Below are 15225 nucleotides of genomic sequence, written 5' to 3' on the forward strand. Positions count from 1 at the left end.
CCCGTGGTGCGGTGTTCCCTGTGGCCCGGGACGGGTCCCGGGCCTGCCTTCCCGCGTGCGTCCTGCCGCCGCGGGAAGGGCGTCCGTGGTCAGGTGCTGCGGGTGGCGACGGCCGGCGGGATCGCCGCGGCGCGGCGCGCCGGGCCGAACACCGCCAGCTGGCCCAGCAACCACAGCGCCGCGGCGCCGAGCGGCAGGTACAGCAGCGGCAGCCGCGGCAGCTCGTAGCGCCCCATCAGCCACTGGTTCAGCAGGTACGCCAGCAGCATGCCGACGATGATGCCGATGGTCGCCAGCAGGAAGTTCTCGGTCTGGAAGTAGCGCAGGATCTGGCCCTTGGTCGCGCCGAGGGCGCGGCGGATGCCGATCTGCTTGGTGCGCTGCTGCACCCAGAAGCTGGCCAGGCCGACGATGCCCAGCGCGGTCACCAGCAGCAGCAGGGCGCTGACGATCAGCAGCAGGCCGATCATGTCGCGGTCGTTGGCGAAGTACTTGGCGCGGCCCTCTTCGTAGGTCTGCTTGCGCCAGACCAGGCGGTTGGGGTCGTTCCTGTCCAGCGCGGCCAGCGCCTGTTCGAGCACCTCGGCGCGGCGTGCCGGGTCGCTGACCCGGATCAGGTAGCGGCCGCCGTTGGAGAAGTTCATGCGGATCGGGAAGATCGCCGAGAACGTGCGGTTGCCGCCCATCAGGTTGGGCCGCAGCAGGGTGTCGACCACGCCGACGATGGTCAGCGGGATGTTGGCCATGTACACGGTTTTGCCCAGCGCATCGCCTTCCGGGAACATCTTGTCGGCGGCGGCCTTGCTCAGCAGGATGGCCGAGGACAGGTTGCTCACGTCCTCGATCTTGTTCAGCTCGTCGCTGCTCTTGTATTCGTCGGCGTTGAAGTCGCGGCCGGCGACCAGCTTCAGCCCCATGGATGCCAGCGTGCCTTCGCCGAACATGTACTGGGTGGCGCTGAGGGTGGGGACTTCCTGCTCGGCGCTGAGCGAGAGCGAGGTGTTCCAGCTGCCGTTCTGGAACGGCAGCTGGTTGGTGATGGCCACGCGTTCCACGCCGGGGATGGCGCGCAGCGACGCCAGGTCCTGCGCGGTGCGGGCATCGGCGTCGGTCTGCTGGCCGATGCCGCTCAGGGCGATCTCGACCAGGCGGTCATCGTCCATGCCGCTGGCCAGGTTCAGTGTCTCCAGGCGCTGGGTGACGATGAACAGTGCGTTGCAGATGATGGCGCAGCTCAGCGCGATCTCCAGCACGATCAGCGCGGCCGCCATCTTGTGGCGCGCCAGCGTGGAGAGGATGGGGCGGATTTCCATGGGGTTCTCCGGAAGCGGAAGAAAAAACGAGGGGTGGGAAGCGGGTGGAGAGCCGGTCGGACCTGCTCGCCACCCCTCCAGTCGTTCCAGCCTTACTGGCTCTTGAGCTGCAGCGCCGGGGTCACCTGCATCGCCCGCCAGGCCGGCAGGATGCCGGCCAGCAGGCTGGCGAAGATGGCCAGGGCGAAGGTCAGCACCAGCATCGAGCCGTCCAGGTGCGCGAGCGATGCGTACTCGGCCGGGCGCTGGCGCACCGCCCACAGGCCGCCGAGCGCGAACAGCAGGCCGAGCAGCCCGCCGGCCAGGCCCACGGTGCCGGCCTCGACCAGGCACTGCTTGAAGATTTCGCCGCGGCTGGCGCCGAGCGCCCGGCGCACGCCGATCTCGCCGCTGCGGCGCAGAAACTTGGCCAGCAGCAGGCCGACGGTGTTGACCAGGCACACCAGCAGGAAGCCCAACGCCAGCCACATCTGCAGGCGCACGTCGCCGGGCACCACGCCGCGGTAGTCCATCCACTGCATGACGTTGCGCAGGCGGGTGTTGGCCGGGCGCTCGAAGCGGCCGGCGGCGCGCTGCTGCTCGGAGTAGTTGTCCAGGTAGGCCTTGAACGCACCGGCGTCGCCGGCCGCGTCCAGCTCCACCCAGTACTGGATCCAGGCGCACGGCACGTTGAGCGCGGTGGCGTCGTTGACGATCTCGCGGCCGAAGCAGTTCATGTTGCCGCTGCGGTCCAGCTGCAGGTCGCGCGAGGTGGAGAACGGCAGCAGCACCTCTTCCTTGCGGTCGTACTTGCCGACGAACACGTCGTAGAACAGCGGCTGCGGCGACCAGCTGTCGAGCACGCCGACGATGCGCAGCGGATGGCCTTCGAACAGTACCTCGCGGCCGACGCTGTTCTGGCCCTTGAACAGCTTCTCGTTGAGGTTGCGGCTGATCACCGCCACCCGCGCGCGGCCGCTGTCCTCGGTGCCGCTCCAGCCCTGTCCGTACAGGAACGGCGTGTCGAACATGGGGAAGAAATCGGCGGAGGTGTAACGCGCGCTCACGCTGAACGGCTTGAGCGCATCCACGCGCGGATCGACGATGCCGTCGCCGCCGGTCATCATCGCCTGCCGCGGCGCCTTCTTCTGCCGCAGCAGCTCCTCGGCGTCGAAGCGGGTCAGCTGCTGCTCCGGCTCTTCGCCCGGCTTGTAGCCTTCCTTGGTGTAGGGATCCAGCTGCACGTAGAACAGGCGCTCGCTCTTGTGCGGGATGGGGTCGCCGGACAGCACCTTGAACACGGTCAGGGTGGTCATCGCCGCGCCGATGCCGAGCGCGATGGCCAGCACCATCAACGCGGTGAGCACCTTGTTGCGACGGAAGCTGCGCAGCGCCAGTTTGAAGTAGTAGGCGAACATGGACGTATCCTTGCGGGCGGTCACTGACCGCGGGTGGCGACGATGGGCGGAACGGAGGCGGCGCGCAGCGCCGGGCCGATGACGGCGGCCTGGCCCAGCGCGAACAGGGCGATCGCGCCGAGCGGCAGGTACAGCAGCGGCAGCCGGTCGGTCTCGAAGTAGTGCATCAGCACCTGGTTGCCGGCATAGGCCAGCAACATGCCCAGCACGATGCCGGCGGCGCTCAGCAGCAGGTTTTCGGTCTGGAAGTAGGCCACCACCTGGCGCCGGGTGGCGCCCAGCGCGCGGCGGATGCCGATCTGCTTGGTGCGCTGCTGTACCCAGAAGCTGGCCAGGCCGACGATGCCCAGCGCGGTCACCAGCAGCATTGCCAGGCAGACGCCCAGCAGCAGCCGGGTCATGGCCCGGTCCTGGGTGAAATAGCGGTGGCGCAGTTCGGCCAGGGTGCGGCTGTATTCGCGGTTAACGATGGCCTCGGGCACCAGCCGCGGTGCCGCCGCCAGCGCGTCGTGGAGAATGCCCGGCAGGTCGCGCGGATCGGCGCGCACCACGTAGGTGCCGCTCTGCGCGTCGGTGGCCACCGGCACGATCACCGACCACTGCGCGGCGGCGACGCCGCCTTCGCTGCGGCCGGGGTTGGGCACCGCGAAGTGGGCGACGATGCCGGCCACACTCAGGTGCGAGGGGCCCATCCAGAACTCGCGGCCGAGCGGATTCTCGCCGGGCCACAGGTGCTCGGCGAAATCGCGGGTGATCCACACCTGCGCATTGGCCGGCAGGAAGTTGTCGACCGGCTGGTAGTCGGCGGCGGTGAAGCCACGGCCCTGCACCGGCACCAGCCCCAGCGCCTGGATCGCGCCGGGGTCGACGGTGTAGAAGTGCGGCACGCCGCCAAAGCGCTTGCCTTCCGGGTCCAGGGTGACACCGGCGGCGCCGGCGCGCTGCGCGAACGGCAGGCTGTTGACCACGCCAGCGGCCTGTACCCCGGGCTGGCGGCGCAGCAGCTCGAGCCAGCGGCCGTTGATGTCGGCGGGGTTGCAGCCCTCGCAGTCGTTCAGTGACAGCGTGGCCAGCGACGCTTCGTCCACGCCGCTGTCCAGGCCGATCAGGTCGATGCGCGACACCGCCATGAACAGCGCGTTGCACAGCACCGCGCAGGCCAGGGCGATCTCGAGCGTGATCAGCAGCGCCGAGACGCGGTGCCGGGTCAGGGTCGCCAGGATGGGTTTGATGTCCATGCGCATGCTCACAGCGACTTGACCTGCAGTGCGGGGTCGATCCGGCTCGCGCGCAGCGCCGGCAACAGGCCGGCCAGCAGCGTGGCGGCCACGGCCAGGGCGAAGGTAAGGGCCAGCATCGGCAGGTCCAGGTGCACCATGTCGGCGTATTCCAGCGGTTGCTGGCGCACGTTCCACAGCCCCAGCAGGGTCAGGCCCAGCCCGGCCACGCCGCCGGCCAGGCCGATCAGCGCCGCTTCGACCAGGCACTGCAGGAACACCATGGTGCGGGTGGCGCCCAGTGCGCGCAGCACGCCGATCTCGCCGCTGCGGCGCAGGAACTTGGCCAGCAGCAGGCCGACGGTGTTGAACAGGCAGATGCCCAGGAACGCCAGTGCCAGCCACGACTGCAGGCGCGCATCGCGCGGCACCGCGCCGTTGTAGTCCAGCCATTCCATCAGGCTTGGCAGGCGCATGTTGCCGGTCTGGCGGATGCGGCCCAGCGTGTTCTGCTGGCGCACGTAGCCGTCCATGAACTGGCGGTAGGCGGCGACCTTGGCGCTGCTGTCCAGCTGGACCCACAGCTGCAGCCATACGCACGGCGAGTTCTCCAGGTGGCCCGGGCGCTCGGGCAGCGCCCAGCAGGTGAACTGGTGGAAGTTGCCGGCGTTGATCTGCAGGCCGGTGAAGAACGGCACCATCACGTCCTCGGGCTTGGCGTAGTACGACGCCGTATCGCCCTGGGCGAAGCGGCCGCCGGCCACCGTGTAGAACTGGGGCGAGGGCCGCCACGGTGCGAGCACGCCGACGATGCGCACGTCGCTGCCGCGGATGCGCAGCATCTTCCCGGTGCTGTCCGTGCCCCCGAACAGGTGCTGGTTGAGGTCCCAGGAGATCACCGCCACCCGCGCGCGGCGTTCGTCGTCCTCGGCAGACCAGCCGCTGCCCCAGGCCATCGGCACCTGGAACATCGGGAAGAAATCGGCGGTGGTGGAGAGCATGGTCGCCATGCTCGCCGGCTCGCCGTTGTCCGGTGCCTGCAGCTTGACCGGGCTGTCCACCACCAGCGCCTGGCGGTCGGCCCTGGCCGCGCGCCACAGGTCCACGGCGGTGGTGTAGTCGAGCATGTCCAGCGGGTTGGCGCGCGGCTCCTCGCTGGGCGTCGCATCGATCTGCGGGTAGTAGATGTGCTGGCTGCGTCCCGGCAGCGGATCACCGGACAGCAGGTGCCGCACGGTCAAGGTCGTCATCGCCGCGCCGATGCCCATGGCGATGGACAGCACCATCAGCCCGGTGAGCACCGGCGTGCGGCGAAGGCTGCGCAGGCCTTGCCGGAGGTAGTAGGGGAGCAGCGACAGCATGTCCGTGGCTCAGGCCTGGGTGGCCGCTTCGACCGACGCCACCGCGCGCCCGAGCGACGGTTCGCGCAGCAGGTCGGTGGCCTGGCCGTCGACGATGTGCACGTTGCGCTGCGCGCGCGCGGCCAGTTCCGGATCGTGGGTCACCATGACGATGGTGGTGCCCTGGCTGTTGATCTCCTCCAGCAGTTCCATGACGCCGCGCGCCATCTGCGTGTCGAGGTTGCCGGTCGGTTCGTCGGCCAGCAGCAGGCGCGGGCTGCCGGCCAGGGCGCGGGCGATGGCGGCGCGCTGCTGCTGGCCGCCGGACAGCTCGGCCGGGTAGTGCTTCATGCGCGAGCCCAGGCCGACGCTGCTGAGCGCCTTCTCGATGCGCTCGCGGCGCTCGGCCGAGGGCATGCCGCGGTAGCGCAGCGGCACGTCGACGTTGTCGAACAGGTTCAGGTCGGGGATCAGGTTGAAGCCCTGGAAGATGAAGCCGATCTTCTGGTTGCGCAGGCGCGAGCGGGCATCGTCGCCCAGGTGGCTGACGTCCTGGCCGTCGAGCAGGTACTTGCCGCTGGTGAAGGTCTCCAGCAGGCCGGCGATGTTGAGGAAGGTGGTCTTGCCGGAGCCGGACGGGCCGGTGACCGCGACGAACTCGCCTTCGCGCACGTGCAGGTCGAGCGAGCGCAGCGCGTGGGTTTCGACCTGCTCGGTGCGGAAGACCTTGGAGACGGATTGCATCTGGAGCATGGGATGACCTCTGGGAAAGGGGAAACGGGAAACGCGGGATCAGGCGTGGTGGACAGGAAGTGCAGTGGCGGAAGGGTGGGGGAACGCGCCTGCGGGGGTCTGGACGATTGCCGTCGCTTCCATGCCCCGTTGCCCGTTCCCCGCGCCCGGCTTTTCGATCAGTTGATGGAAACCTTCTCGGCGTCGCCGAACAGGTCGGTACCGGAAACGACGACCTTCTCGCCCGGCTGCAGGCCGGAGACGATCTCGACCTCGCCCAGGCTGCTGACGCCGAACTGCACCGGGCGGCGGCTGGCGGTGCTGCCGTTGACCACCCAGGCGTAGCGGCCGCCGGACTGCTCGACGAACGGGCCGCGCTCGACCTTGACCACGTTCTTGCGGGTGTCGAGCAGGATCCGCGCGCTCATCCGCTGGCTCTGGCGCAGGCCCTCGGGCTGCTTGTCGGAGAAGCGGATGCGGGCCACGACCTCGCCGTTGACCACCTCCGGCGAAACCGCGGAGATTTCGCCCGGGAACGGCTGGCCGGAGCCGCTGGTGAGCTGGGCCGGCATGCCGATCGCCAGATCGCGGGCGAAGCTCTCGGGCACCTTGATCTCGATCTCGAAGCGCGACAGGTCGACCACGCCCAGGATCGGCGCGTTGGCCGCGACCTGGGTGTGCTGGGTGGCCTGCACCTGGCCGACCTGGCCGTCGAACGGCGCGCGCAGGGTGAGTGCGTCCACCTGGCGCTGCACCTCGGCCACCACCGCCTGCTGGCGGTTGGCGAGCAGGCGCTTGTTGCGCGCGTCCAGGTCCGCGCCCTGGCTCTGCAGCGCGGCATCGCTGCGCGCATGCTGCAGGGTGATCTCGGCCTTCTTCAGGTCGTCCTGCGCCTTGGCCAGGTTGACCTGCGGCACCGCGCCGCCGTCGAAGCCGCGCTGGTAGCGCTCCAGGTCGCGGGCGGCGGCCTGGCGGTCGATGGCGGCCTGGTCGGTGACCTTGCTGGCGGTGGCGCGGGCCAGGGTGGCGTCGAGCGCGGCGCGCCCGGCCTCGGCCTCCAGGCCGGCCAGGGTGGCCTGTTCCTGCGCCAGCTTGCTGCGCAGTTCCGGGCTGTCGATCACCGCCAGCTCCTGGCCCTGCTTGACCACGTCGCCGGCCACCACCTTCAGGGTCACGGTGCCGGCGGAGATCGCGTACAGCACCGGGCTGTTGGCGGCGATCACGCGGCCGTCGGCGGCGATGTCGCGCACCAGGTCGCCGCGGCCCACGGTGGCGATGCGCAGGCGCGCGCCATCGAACGAGCGCGAGCCGCCCAGCCAGCCCTTGGCGACGAAGCCGATGCCCGCCAGCACCACGACCGTGGCCACGGCCGGCCACAGCCAGCGGCGCCACTGCGGCCGCGAGCGCTGGGAGATTGTCTGGTCCTGAGCGGAGGTGTCGCGGATCATCGTCGGCTTCGCTGGAAGAGTTGGTATCTGTTAAGCACGTCCCGTGCCAACATCCATGTGCATGAAAAACAAGGATTAATTCCTGCGCGGTGCGGTGTCCGGGTGTCCGCGGACACCGGCGCGGACAGTGTCCGCGGCCGGGTGTCGCGCCGTTGTCCGATGGATGTCCGAAGCGGCTGACCTAGAATGTCCGTCTGTGAATCCAGGCGGATGGACTATGTGCGGCATTGTGGGAGCGATCGCGGATCGCGATGTGGTACCGGTACTGATCGAAGGACTGAAGCGGCTGGAATACCGGGGCTACGACTCTTCCGGCATCGCCGTGCTCAATGACCGCGACATCCGCCGCGTGCGCCGCACCGGCCGCGTGGCCGAGATGGCCAGCGCCGCCGCGGCCGAAGGCTTCGCCGCCACGCTCGGCATCGGCCACACCCGCTGGGCCACCCATGGTGGCGTCACCGAATCCAACGCCCACCCGCACGTCAGCCACGGCGTGGCGCTGGTGCACAACGGCATCATCGAGAACCACGAGGAACAGCGCGAGCGTCTGCGCGCGCTGGGCTACACGTTCGAGTCGCAGACCGATACCGAGGTCATCGCGCACCTGATCCACCACCACCTGCAGGCCGACCACGACGACCTGCTGGGCGCGCTGCAGCGGGCGGTCAAGGAATTGACCGGCGCCTACGCGCTGGCGGTGATCAGCCGCAAGGAGCCGGAGCGGATGGTGGTCGCGCGCATGGGCTGCCCGTTGCTGGTGGGCCTGGGCGAGGGCGAGAACTTCGTCGCTTCCGACGTGTCGGCGGTGATCCAGGCCACCCGCCGCGTGGTGTTCCTGGAGGAAGGCGACACCGCCGAGCTGACCCGCGCCGGCGTGCGCGTGTTCGGCCCCGACGACATGCCGGTGCAGCGCGAGGAGCACCTGTCCGACGTGTCGCTGGCATCGCTGGAGCTGGGCCCGTACCGCCACTTCATGCAGAAGGAAATCCACGAGCAGCCGCGCGCGCTGGGCGACACCATCGAGGCGGCGATCGACGCCGGCGGCTTCCCTGCCACGCTGTTCGGCCGCAACGCCGAAACGGTGCTGGCCGGCATCGAGGGCGTGCAGATCCTCGCCTGCGGCACCAGTTACTACGCCGGGCTGACCGCGCGCTACTGGATCGAGGCCATCGCCGGGCTGCCGTGCAGCGTGGAGATCGCCAGCGAGTACCGCTACCGCGCCGCCTATGCCAACCCCAGGCACCTGGTGGTGACCATTTCCCAGTCCGGCGAAACCCTGGACACGATGGAGGCGCTGAAGTACGCCAAGTCGCTGGGGCACGCGCACACGCTGTCGATCTGCAACGTGCCCGAGAGCGCCATCCCGCGCGCCAGCGAACTGGTCTGCTATACCCGCGCCGGCGCCGAGATCGGCGTGGCCTCGACCAAGGCCTTCACCACCCAGCTGGCGGCGCTGTTCCAGCTGGCGGTGGTGCTGGGCCGGCTGCACGGCCGGGTCGACGCCGCGCGCGAGGCCGACTACCTGGAGCAGCTGCGGCACCTGCCGGGCAGCGTGCAGCACGTGTTGAACCTGGAACCGCAGATCGTGGCCTGGGCCGAGCGCTTCGCCGGCAAGGCCAATGCGCTGTTCCTCGGTCGCGGCCTGCACTACCCGATCGCGCTGGAAGGCGCGCTCAAGCTCAAGGAAATCTCCTACATCCATGCCGAGGCCTACCCGGCCGGTGAGCTCAAGCACGGGCCGCTGGCACTGGTGGACGCGGAGATGCCGGTGGTGGTGATCGCGCCCAACGACAGCCTGCTGGAGAAGGTGAAATCCAACATGCAGGAAGTGCGCGCGCGTGGTGGCGAGCTTTTCGTGTTCGCCGACCAGGACAGCAACTTCACCGCCTCCGACGGCGTGCACGTGATCCGCACCCCGCGCCACGCCGGCGTGCTCAGCCCGGTGGTGCACACCATCCCGGTGCAGCTGCTGGCCTACCACACCGCCCTGGCGCGCGGCACCGACGTGGACAAGCCGCGCAACCTGGCCAAGAGCGTCACCGTGGAGTGAGCGCGGCGGTGCCCGCTTGACCCTACGGCGGCCGGCGCGGCAACCGCGTCCGGCCGCCGGTTCATTGCAGGCCGGCGAAGCCCGCGATCCCGCCGGCGGCACCGCAGCCGACCACCACCAGCCACGGCGGCAGCTTCCACCATGCCAGCGCGGCGAGCGCGGCCAGTGCCAGCGCGATGTCCCGCGGCGCATGGATGGCATGGGTGCCTACCGGGTCGTAGAGCGCGGCCAGCAGCAGGCCCACCACCGCCGCGTTGATGCCGCTCAGCGCGGCGCGCATGCGCGCGTTGCCGCGCAGCCGGTTCCAGAACGGCAGCGTGCCTGCGACCAGCAGGAACGACGGGGCGAAGATCGCTAGCAGGCACAGCAACCCGCCGCTCCAGCCCGACGGTGCCGCCTGCATGGAGGCGCCGAGGAAGCCGGCGAAGGCGAACAACGGCCCGGGCATGGCCTGCGCGGCGCCGTAGCCGGCGAGGAAGGTGTCGTTGTCGACCCAGCCCGCTGGCACCACCGCCGCCTGCAGCAGTGGCAGCACCACGTGGCCGCCACCGAACACCAGCGCGCCGGCGCGGAAGAAAGCGTTGGCCTCGGCGATGGCGTGGCCGGGCCGCAGCGCGGCGAGCAGCGGCAGCGCCACCAGCAGGGCGAAGAACAGCGCCAGCCACCACGCGCCGGCGCGGCGTCCCACGGCGATCGTCCAGGCGCCGCCTGGGGGCGCCGGCGTGGGTTTGAACAGCAGCAGGCCGGCCAGCGCGGCGGCGGCGATCAGGCCCGGCTGCACCCAGGCCGAAGGAACGCCCAGGGCGATGGCGGCCGCCACCAGCACCAGCGCCAGCCACGTGCCGCCGGCGTACAGGTTGCGTGCCATGCCCCAGACCGCCTGCGCCACCACCGCCACCGCCACGACCTTGAGTCCGTGCAGCACCCCGGGCGGAATCACCCCGGGATGCGCGGCCAGGAACCGCGCGAAGACGATCAGGGCGATGGCCGACGGCAGGGTGAAGCCGGCCCAGGCAGCGAACGCACCACGGTAGCCGCAGCGCGACAGGCCCAGCGCCATGCCGACCTGGCTGCTGGCCGGGCCCGGCAGCAGTTGGCAGAGCGCGACCAGGTCGGCATAGGCGCGCGGGTCCAGCCAGCGGCGCCGGGTGACGAACTCGGCGTGGAAGTAACCCAGGTGCGCGACCGGCCCGCCGAAGGCGACCAGGCCCAGCCGCAGGAACACCAGGAACACGCGCCATGCGCTGTCGCCGGCCACCGGGTCAGCGCCGCCGGGCGCATCGGTTTCATGCGCCACGGCGGCTTCCCGGTGGCACCGCGCCTGCGGGGCGGCTGCGGACGCGCTGCGACGGGGGGCGGCCGGTGGCGGCCGGGAAAGCGGTGGTGGGCATGGCACGGCGCGATGGCGGAAGGCGGTGGCCGACAGTAGCGCAGGCCGATGACAGGCGCGTCTGCGCGGGCGACGCTGTCCGCGGCCACCGCGGGGGCGGCCGCCCACCCGCCGTCACCGCGCGGTCGCGGCCAATGCCTGCAGCGAGGTCCAGCCGACGTCGATGTTGTGCTCCAGTGGCAACGATGCATACAACCAGCGGCCTTCGCGGTCGACACTGCTGGAGCCGGGCAGCGTGGCCTGCGCGGCGATCAGGCAGCGGGTGCGGCCGCCGTCGCGGCGCGCCTGGCCGAGCGGCAGCCACGCGGTTCCGCAGCCCGCGGCCGGCCCGCTGTAGTGCGGCGTTCCCGCGGCGATGCTCCACTCGCGGTAATGGGCCACGTCCGGGAACCCGGCGTCATGCTGGACCACCGCCTGCAGCGTCGGGTCGGCGCACCACAGGCCGCGGCGGGCCGGCCGGGTGAAGCAGACCCGGTGTCCGGCCGGGTCATGGCGGGCAACCGCCACGTCGTCCAGCGAGGCGATGCGGCGCCAGTCCGGCAGCGAATAGAGCGTGAGCTGCAGGCGGCCCTGGCCGGCGTCGGTGCCCACCAGCAGGCGGTCGCTGCGATCGGTGTAGGCGGCGAACGCCGGCGACGCGGCCGGCACCGGCAACGCGTTCACCGTGTCGCTGCCGACGTCGACCTCGAACAGCCGGTCGCCGTGCTCACCGCGGCCGATCACCAGCAGGCGGCGGCCATCAGCGGACCAGACCGGCGGATGGCGCGGCACCGGCACCAGCCCGGCCACCGGACGCAGCGTCTGCGGGTGCGCCGGCTGGCCGATCCACAGCTGCGCGTGCAGGCTGCGGTCGGACACGAAGGCCAGGGTGCTGCCATCGGGGGAGATGCCGGGGGTGAGGTCGACGCCGCTGGATGCGAACACCGGTTCGCCGCCGCCGCTGCCGTCGGTGCGGAAGCGGAACATGCCGCTGCGCAGCCGGTCGATCTCGAACACCATCGACCAATGGTCGGCGGCGATGTCGGGGTAGGTCGGGTTGCCGCCCCCCAGCACCGGCAGCGGCACCGGCGTGCCGCCGGCCAGGTCGACGCGGTACAGCCGGACTTCTTCCTTGACCAGGCTGAAGACCATGCCGCGGCTGTCCGGCAGCCAGGCCCAGCCGCGGATGTCGCCGCGCAGCGAAGTGACGCGGCGCGGCGTACCACCGGCCGCGGGCATGACCCACAGGTCGCCCAGCGTGGTGCCGCGGCGGAAGCCGAGCCAGCGGCCATCGGGGGAATGGCGCGGCAGCGAATCGACGGCATCGCGGTCGACGCCGTAGTCCAGTGCGCGCCAGCGCGCGCTGGCGAGATCGAGCCGGTGCAGCCCACGGCCGCCGTCCGCGCGCAGGCCACCGGCAACCAGTGCGCCGCCATCAGGGGTCCAGTCGAACGGTTGCCCCTCGCGGTCCGCGCAGGCGCCGGCCACCCGCGCGGCGCCGCCGTCGGCCGCGGCGAGCATGAAGTGGCAGCCCTGCCCGGACCTGCGCACGAACGCGGCCTGGCGGCCGTCGCGCGACCATGCCGGCAGGCTGTCGCGCTCGTCGCCGACGGGGAAGGTGAACGGCTGCGCGCTGGCCTGCGACGTGCGCTGCAGGTACAGCCGCTGCCCGCCCGTAGCGGGGTCCTGGCGCGCGAACAGCAGTTGCGTGCCGTCCGGTGACAGGCGCGGCGCGGTCTCCTGCTCGGGCGAGGACACGATGGCGTGGTACTGCAGCGACGCCTCGCGCGCGCCGCCGGCCGCGGTTGCCGCGGCGTGGCGCGCGGTGCGGGCGGGCAGCAGCAGCGCCGGCACCAGCGTCACCCCCAGTACCGCGACCGCCAGCAGCGCGGGCCACCACCGCCGCCCTGCGCGCCGCGACGCGGCGGGTGGGGCCGGGTGCGGGGCCGGATCCGGTTCCGGATGCAGTTCCGGCGCCGTGGCCTCGTGCGTGGCGGCGTCCCGCGCCGGTTCGGCATCCACGACAGGCGCCGCCAGCCACGCATGCGTGGCCAGCAGGCGGTAGCCGCCCCTGGCGATGGTCTCGATGTAGCGCGGGGCCCCGCGGTCGTCGCCGAATGCCTTGCGCAGCAGGGCGATGGCCTGGGTCAGTACGTCGTCGGTGGGCAGCGTGTCGGGCCACACGCGTGCCAGCAGCACGTCGCGGCTCACCACTTTCCCGGCCTCGTCCACGAGCACCCGCAGTACCTGCAGTGATTTGCGCGTCACCCGTCGCGAGTTGCCATCGATGCGCGAGACCACGGTGCGCCGGTCCACGTCGATATCGTGGTCGCCCACGCGCAGGATACGGCCCGCGGACGCCTGCGCCCGGTCCGCGTTGCCGGTATCACCCACGTCGTTCACTGCCTGCTCTTCCCTTGTGCCGGTCTGCCCGTCTGCAGGCCTGGCCAGCATGCCCGCCCTGATCATGGACAGGGCGCGCACCGCACCGGCACGTCACGCGGACCGCGTCGGTCCGGTGCGATGCCGTGCCGCAGCCACGGCCCCGTCACGGCCCGAGGATGTGTCGCCACCGGCACAGCGGCATGTGCCTTTGGTCAGGTCGCGCACCGGCGTTCAGCCAGGCGATGCCTTCGCCTGCGTCGTCCGCCACGCGGTTTGCATGGCTTGGCGTCATGCCCGGTCCTTGGTCATCGCGACTTCAAGCAGATTCCGCGGTGCTGGCCGCTGCCTAGCCTTGTGTCCGTGCCCATGCCGGGCACGGCATGAAGAAGGAAAGCACCATGTACCGATATCTGATGATCGTCCTGGGCCTGGCCGCCGCCGCCATGCTGCCCGTGGATGCCGTGGCGGCTGGCAAGCAGGGTGATGCCACGCCGGCGTCCTGCGTCACCCTGTCCGGCCAGCACAAGGCGGCGCGTGTGGGCGGCGAGGGCATGGTCATCGCTGATGGCGACAAGCATCTGCGCCTCGATTTCGGCGGTTACTGCGAGGCGATGATGCGCAATTCGAACATCGTGATCGCCACCGATGGCCGCCAGAACGTGGTCTGCACCGAAGGCAGCGTGGTGACTTCCCGGTCCGGCCGCTGCGCGGTGCGCGGGATGCGCGCGATCGACGAGGCCGAGTACAAGCGCCTCGCGCGCCGGCGCAACTGACCCGGAACCCCGTGATCCAACGCAGGCCCGCACCGTCCTGGTGCGGGCCTGCGCGTTCGTGTGTCCGCCGCGGACGCCGGATACGCGGCGCAGCCAGTGCGCACGGGCTGTCCGCACTGTCCGCCTGTCCGCCGCGCGGACGCGGCAAGGCTCTGTGGCACGCCGCCGGCAGCGGATTTCGGAAAGATTTCGGCTGCATTTCCGGCATTTCGGCACGCGGACGCGCAAACAGATGGCCAGTTCCAACAAAGGAGTGGTCATGCAGGTGCAAATGCAGGTGTTGTGGCTGGACCGTGGTGATACGCGCGAACTGGAGCAGGTGGGCGATGCCGACCTGCCGCTGCTGGCGACGCTCGCGCGCGGCGCCAGCCTGGCGCTGGGCGCGGCCGAGGCGTCGTTCTGGCTGGTGCTCCGGGGCGAGCTGGACATTGCCGCGCGGGCGGGTGCGTTCCGGCTCGGGGCCGGCCAGTGGATCCACTTCGACCGTGGCGCGCACCCGCTGCTGCATGCCGGTGAACGCACCGTCGCCGTCGGGCTGGTGTTGCCGGCGGCCCTGCAGATGCGCCTGCTGCGCTCGCCGCAGCTGGCGCTGTTCCCGGGCCGTGGCAGCGCGACGGGGCTGGCGCGGCGGCTGCTGGCGCGCCGCTGGCGCGCGGTGCTGGGGCGCCCGGGCCGCGGCATGCAGGCCACGCCCGCCGACCGCTGGCAGGTGGAGCGGCTGCTGCGCGCCCTGGCCGGGCTGCAGCAGGGCCAGCAGGCGCTGATCGCGCGCTGCCCGGGGCGTTCGCTGTCGCACCGGCGGCAGGTCTATGCGCGCATGCAGCGCGCCCTGCAGTACATCGAAGGGCATACCCACCGGGTGGTCAGGATCGGCGAGCTGGCCGAGCTCAGCAGCATGTCGGTCTGGTACTTCACCAAGACCTTCCGTGCGGTCTACGGCGAATGCCCGCAGGCCACCTCGGTGCGGCTGCGGCTGGCCAGCAGCGCGCGTCTGATCCGCGACACCTCGCTGTCCATCACCGAGGTCGGCGCGGCCAGTGGCTTCGAGAACAACTGCAGCTTCTCGCGCGCATTCCGCACCCGCTTCGGCGTGACGCCGTCGCTGTACCGCAGTGGCGCGCAGGCGCTGTCGACAGACCCTGCAAACCCAATGGACAGGGCATGCGGCGCAGTGGCGTGAGCGGCTCATTAACGTCGTGTG

At 71.1% G+C, this 15225-nt stretch carries 11 protein-coding genes; 3 read left to right on the top strand and 8 right to left on the bottom strand.

Annotated elements, in window-relative coordinates:
• Nucleotides 1-89 precede the first annotated feature (89 nt).
• From ACJ7VY_RS02140 to ACJ7VY_RS02165, 6 genes are all read right to left on the bottom strand, one after another.
• Nucleotides 90-1313, bottom strand: coding sequence for an ABC transporter permease (locus ACJ7VY_RS02140; protein WP_161614321.1), 1224 nt, complete (start codon nt 1311-1313; stop codon nt 90-92).
• A gap of 92 nt (nt 1314-1405) precedes the next feature.
• Nucleotides 1406-2710, bottom strand: a complete 1305-nt coding sequence (locus ACJ7VY_RS02145; RefSeq protein WP_409476281.1) for an ABC transporter permease — start codon at nt 2708-2710, stop codon at nt 1406-1408.
• Nucleotides 2711-2730: 20 nt separating this feature from the next.
• Complete coding sequence (locus ACJ7VY_RS02150; protein WP_409476282.1) at nt 2731-3948, bottom strand: ABC transporter permease; 1218 nt, start codon at nt 3946-3948, stop codon at nt 2731-2733.
• Between the two features lie 8 nt (nt 3949-3956).
• Nucleotides 3957-5279 carry an ABC transporter permease gene (locus ACJ7VY_RS02155; RefSeq protein ID WP_104940095.1) on the bottom strand — a complete coding sequence of 441 codons (1323 nt, stop codon included), beginning with the start codon at nt 5277-5279 and terminating at the stop codon, nt 3957-3959.
• A gap of 18 nt (nt 5280-5297) precedes the next feature.
• Nucleotides 5298-6020, bottom strand: coding sequence for an ABC transporter ATP-binding protein (locus ACJ7VY_RS02160; RefSeq protein ID WP_104937940.1), 723 nt, complete (start codon nt 6018-6020; stop codon nt 5298-5300).
• A gap of 158 nt (nt 6021-6178) precedes the next feature.
• Nucleotides 6179-7447, bottom strand: coding sequence for an efflux RND transporter periplasmic adaptor subunit (locus ACJ7VY_RS02165; protein WP_104937941.1), 1269 nt, complete (start codon nt 7445-7447; stop codon nt 6179-6181).
• A 217-nt stretch (nt 7448-7664) separates the two neighbouring features.
• Between ACJ7VY_RS02165 and glmS the strand changes: the two genes are divergently transcribed.
• Nucleotides 7665-9497, top strand: coding sequence for a glutamine--fructose-6-phosphate transaminase (isomerizing) (glmS, locus tag ACJ7VY_RS02170; RefSeq protein ID WP_240212954.1), 1833 nt, complete (start codon nt 7665-7667; stop codon nt 9495-9497).
• A 61-nt stretch (nt 9498-9558) separates the two neighbouring features.
• Here the strand turns inward: glmS and chrA are convergent, their stop codons facing one another.
• The gene (gene chrA / locus ACJ7VY_RS02175; protein ID WP_409476283.1) at nt 9559-10794 is read right to left on the bottom strand and encodes a chromate efflux transporter; all 1236 of its coding nucleotides are present in this window, start codon (nt 10792-10794) and stop codon (nt 9559-9561) included.
• Between the two features lie 207 nt (nt 10795-11001).
• Entirely contained in the window at nt 11002-13269 is a 2268-nt protein-coding gene (locus ACJ7VY_RS02180; RefSeq protein WP_409476284.1) for a winged helix-turn-helix domain-containing protein, read from the bottom strand.
• Between the two features lie 380 nt (nt 13270-13649).
• Between ACJ7VY_RS02180 and ACJ7VY_RS02185 the strand changes: the two genes are divergently transcribed.
• On the top strand, nt 13650-14024 hold the full coding sequence (locus tag ACJ7VY_RS02185) for a hypothetical protein (RefSeq protein ID WP_161614327.1): 375 nt from the start codon (nt 13650-13652) through the stop codon (nt 14022-14024).
• A 259-nt stretch (nt 14025-14283) separates the two neighbouring features.
• Nucleotides 14284-15204 carry an AraC family transcriptional regulator gene (locus tag ACJ7VY_RS02190; protein ID WP_321989886.1) on the top strand — a complete coding sequence of 307 codons (921 nt, stop codon included), beginning with the start codon at nt 14284-14286 and terminating at the stop codon, nt 15202-15204.
• Nucleotides 15205-15225: the final 21 nt, after the last annotated feature.

It is taken from the genome of Stenotrophomonas sp. Y-13 (genome assembly GCF_046267925.1).
Lineage (GTDB): Bacteria > Pseudomonadota > Gammaproteobacteria > Xanthomonadales > Xanthomonadaceae > Stenotrophomonas > Stenotrophomonas acidaminiphila_A.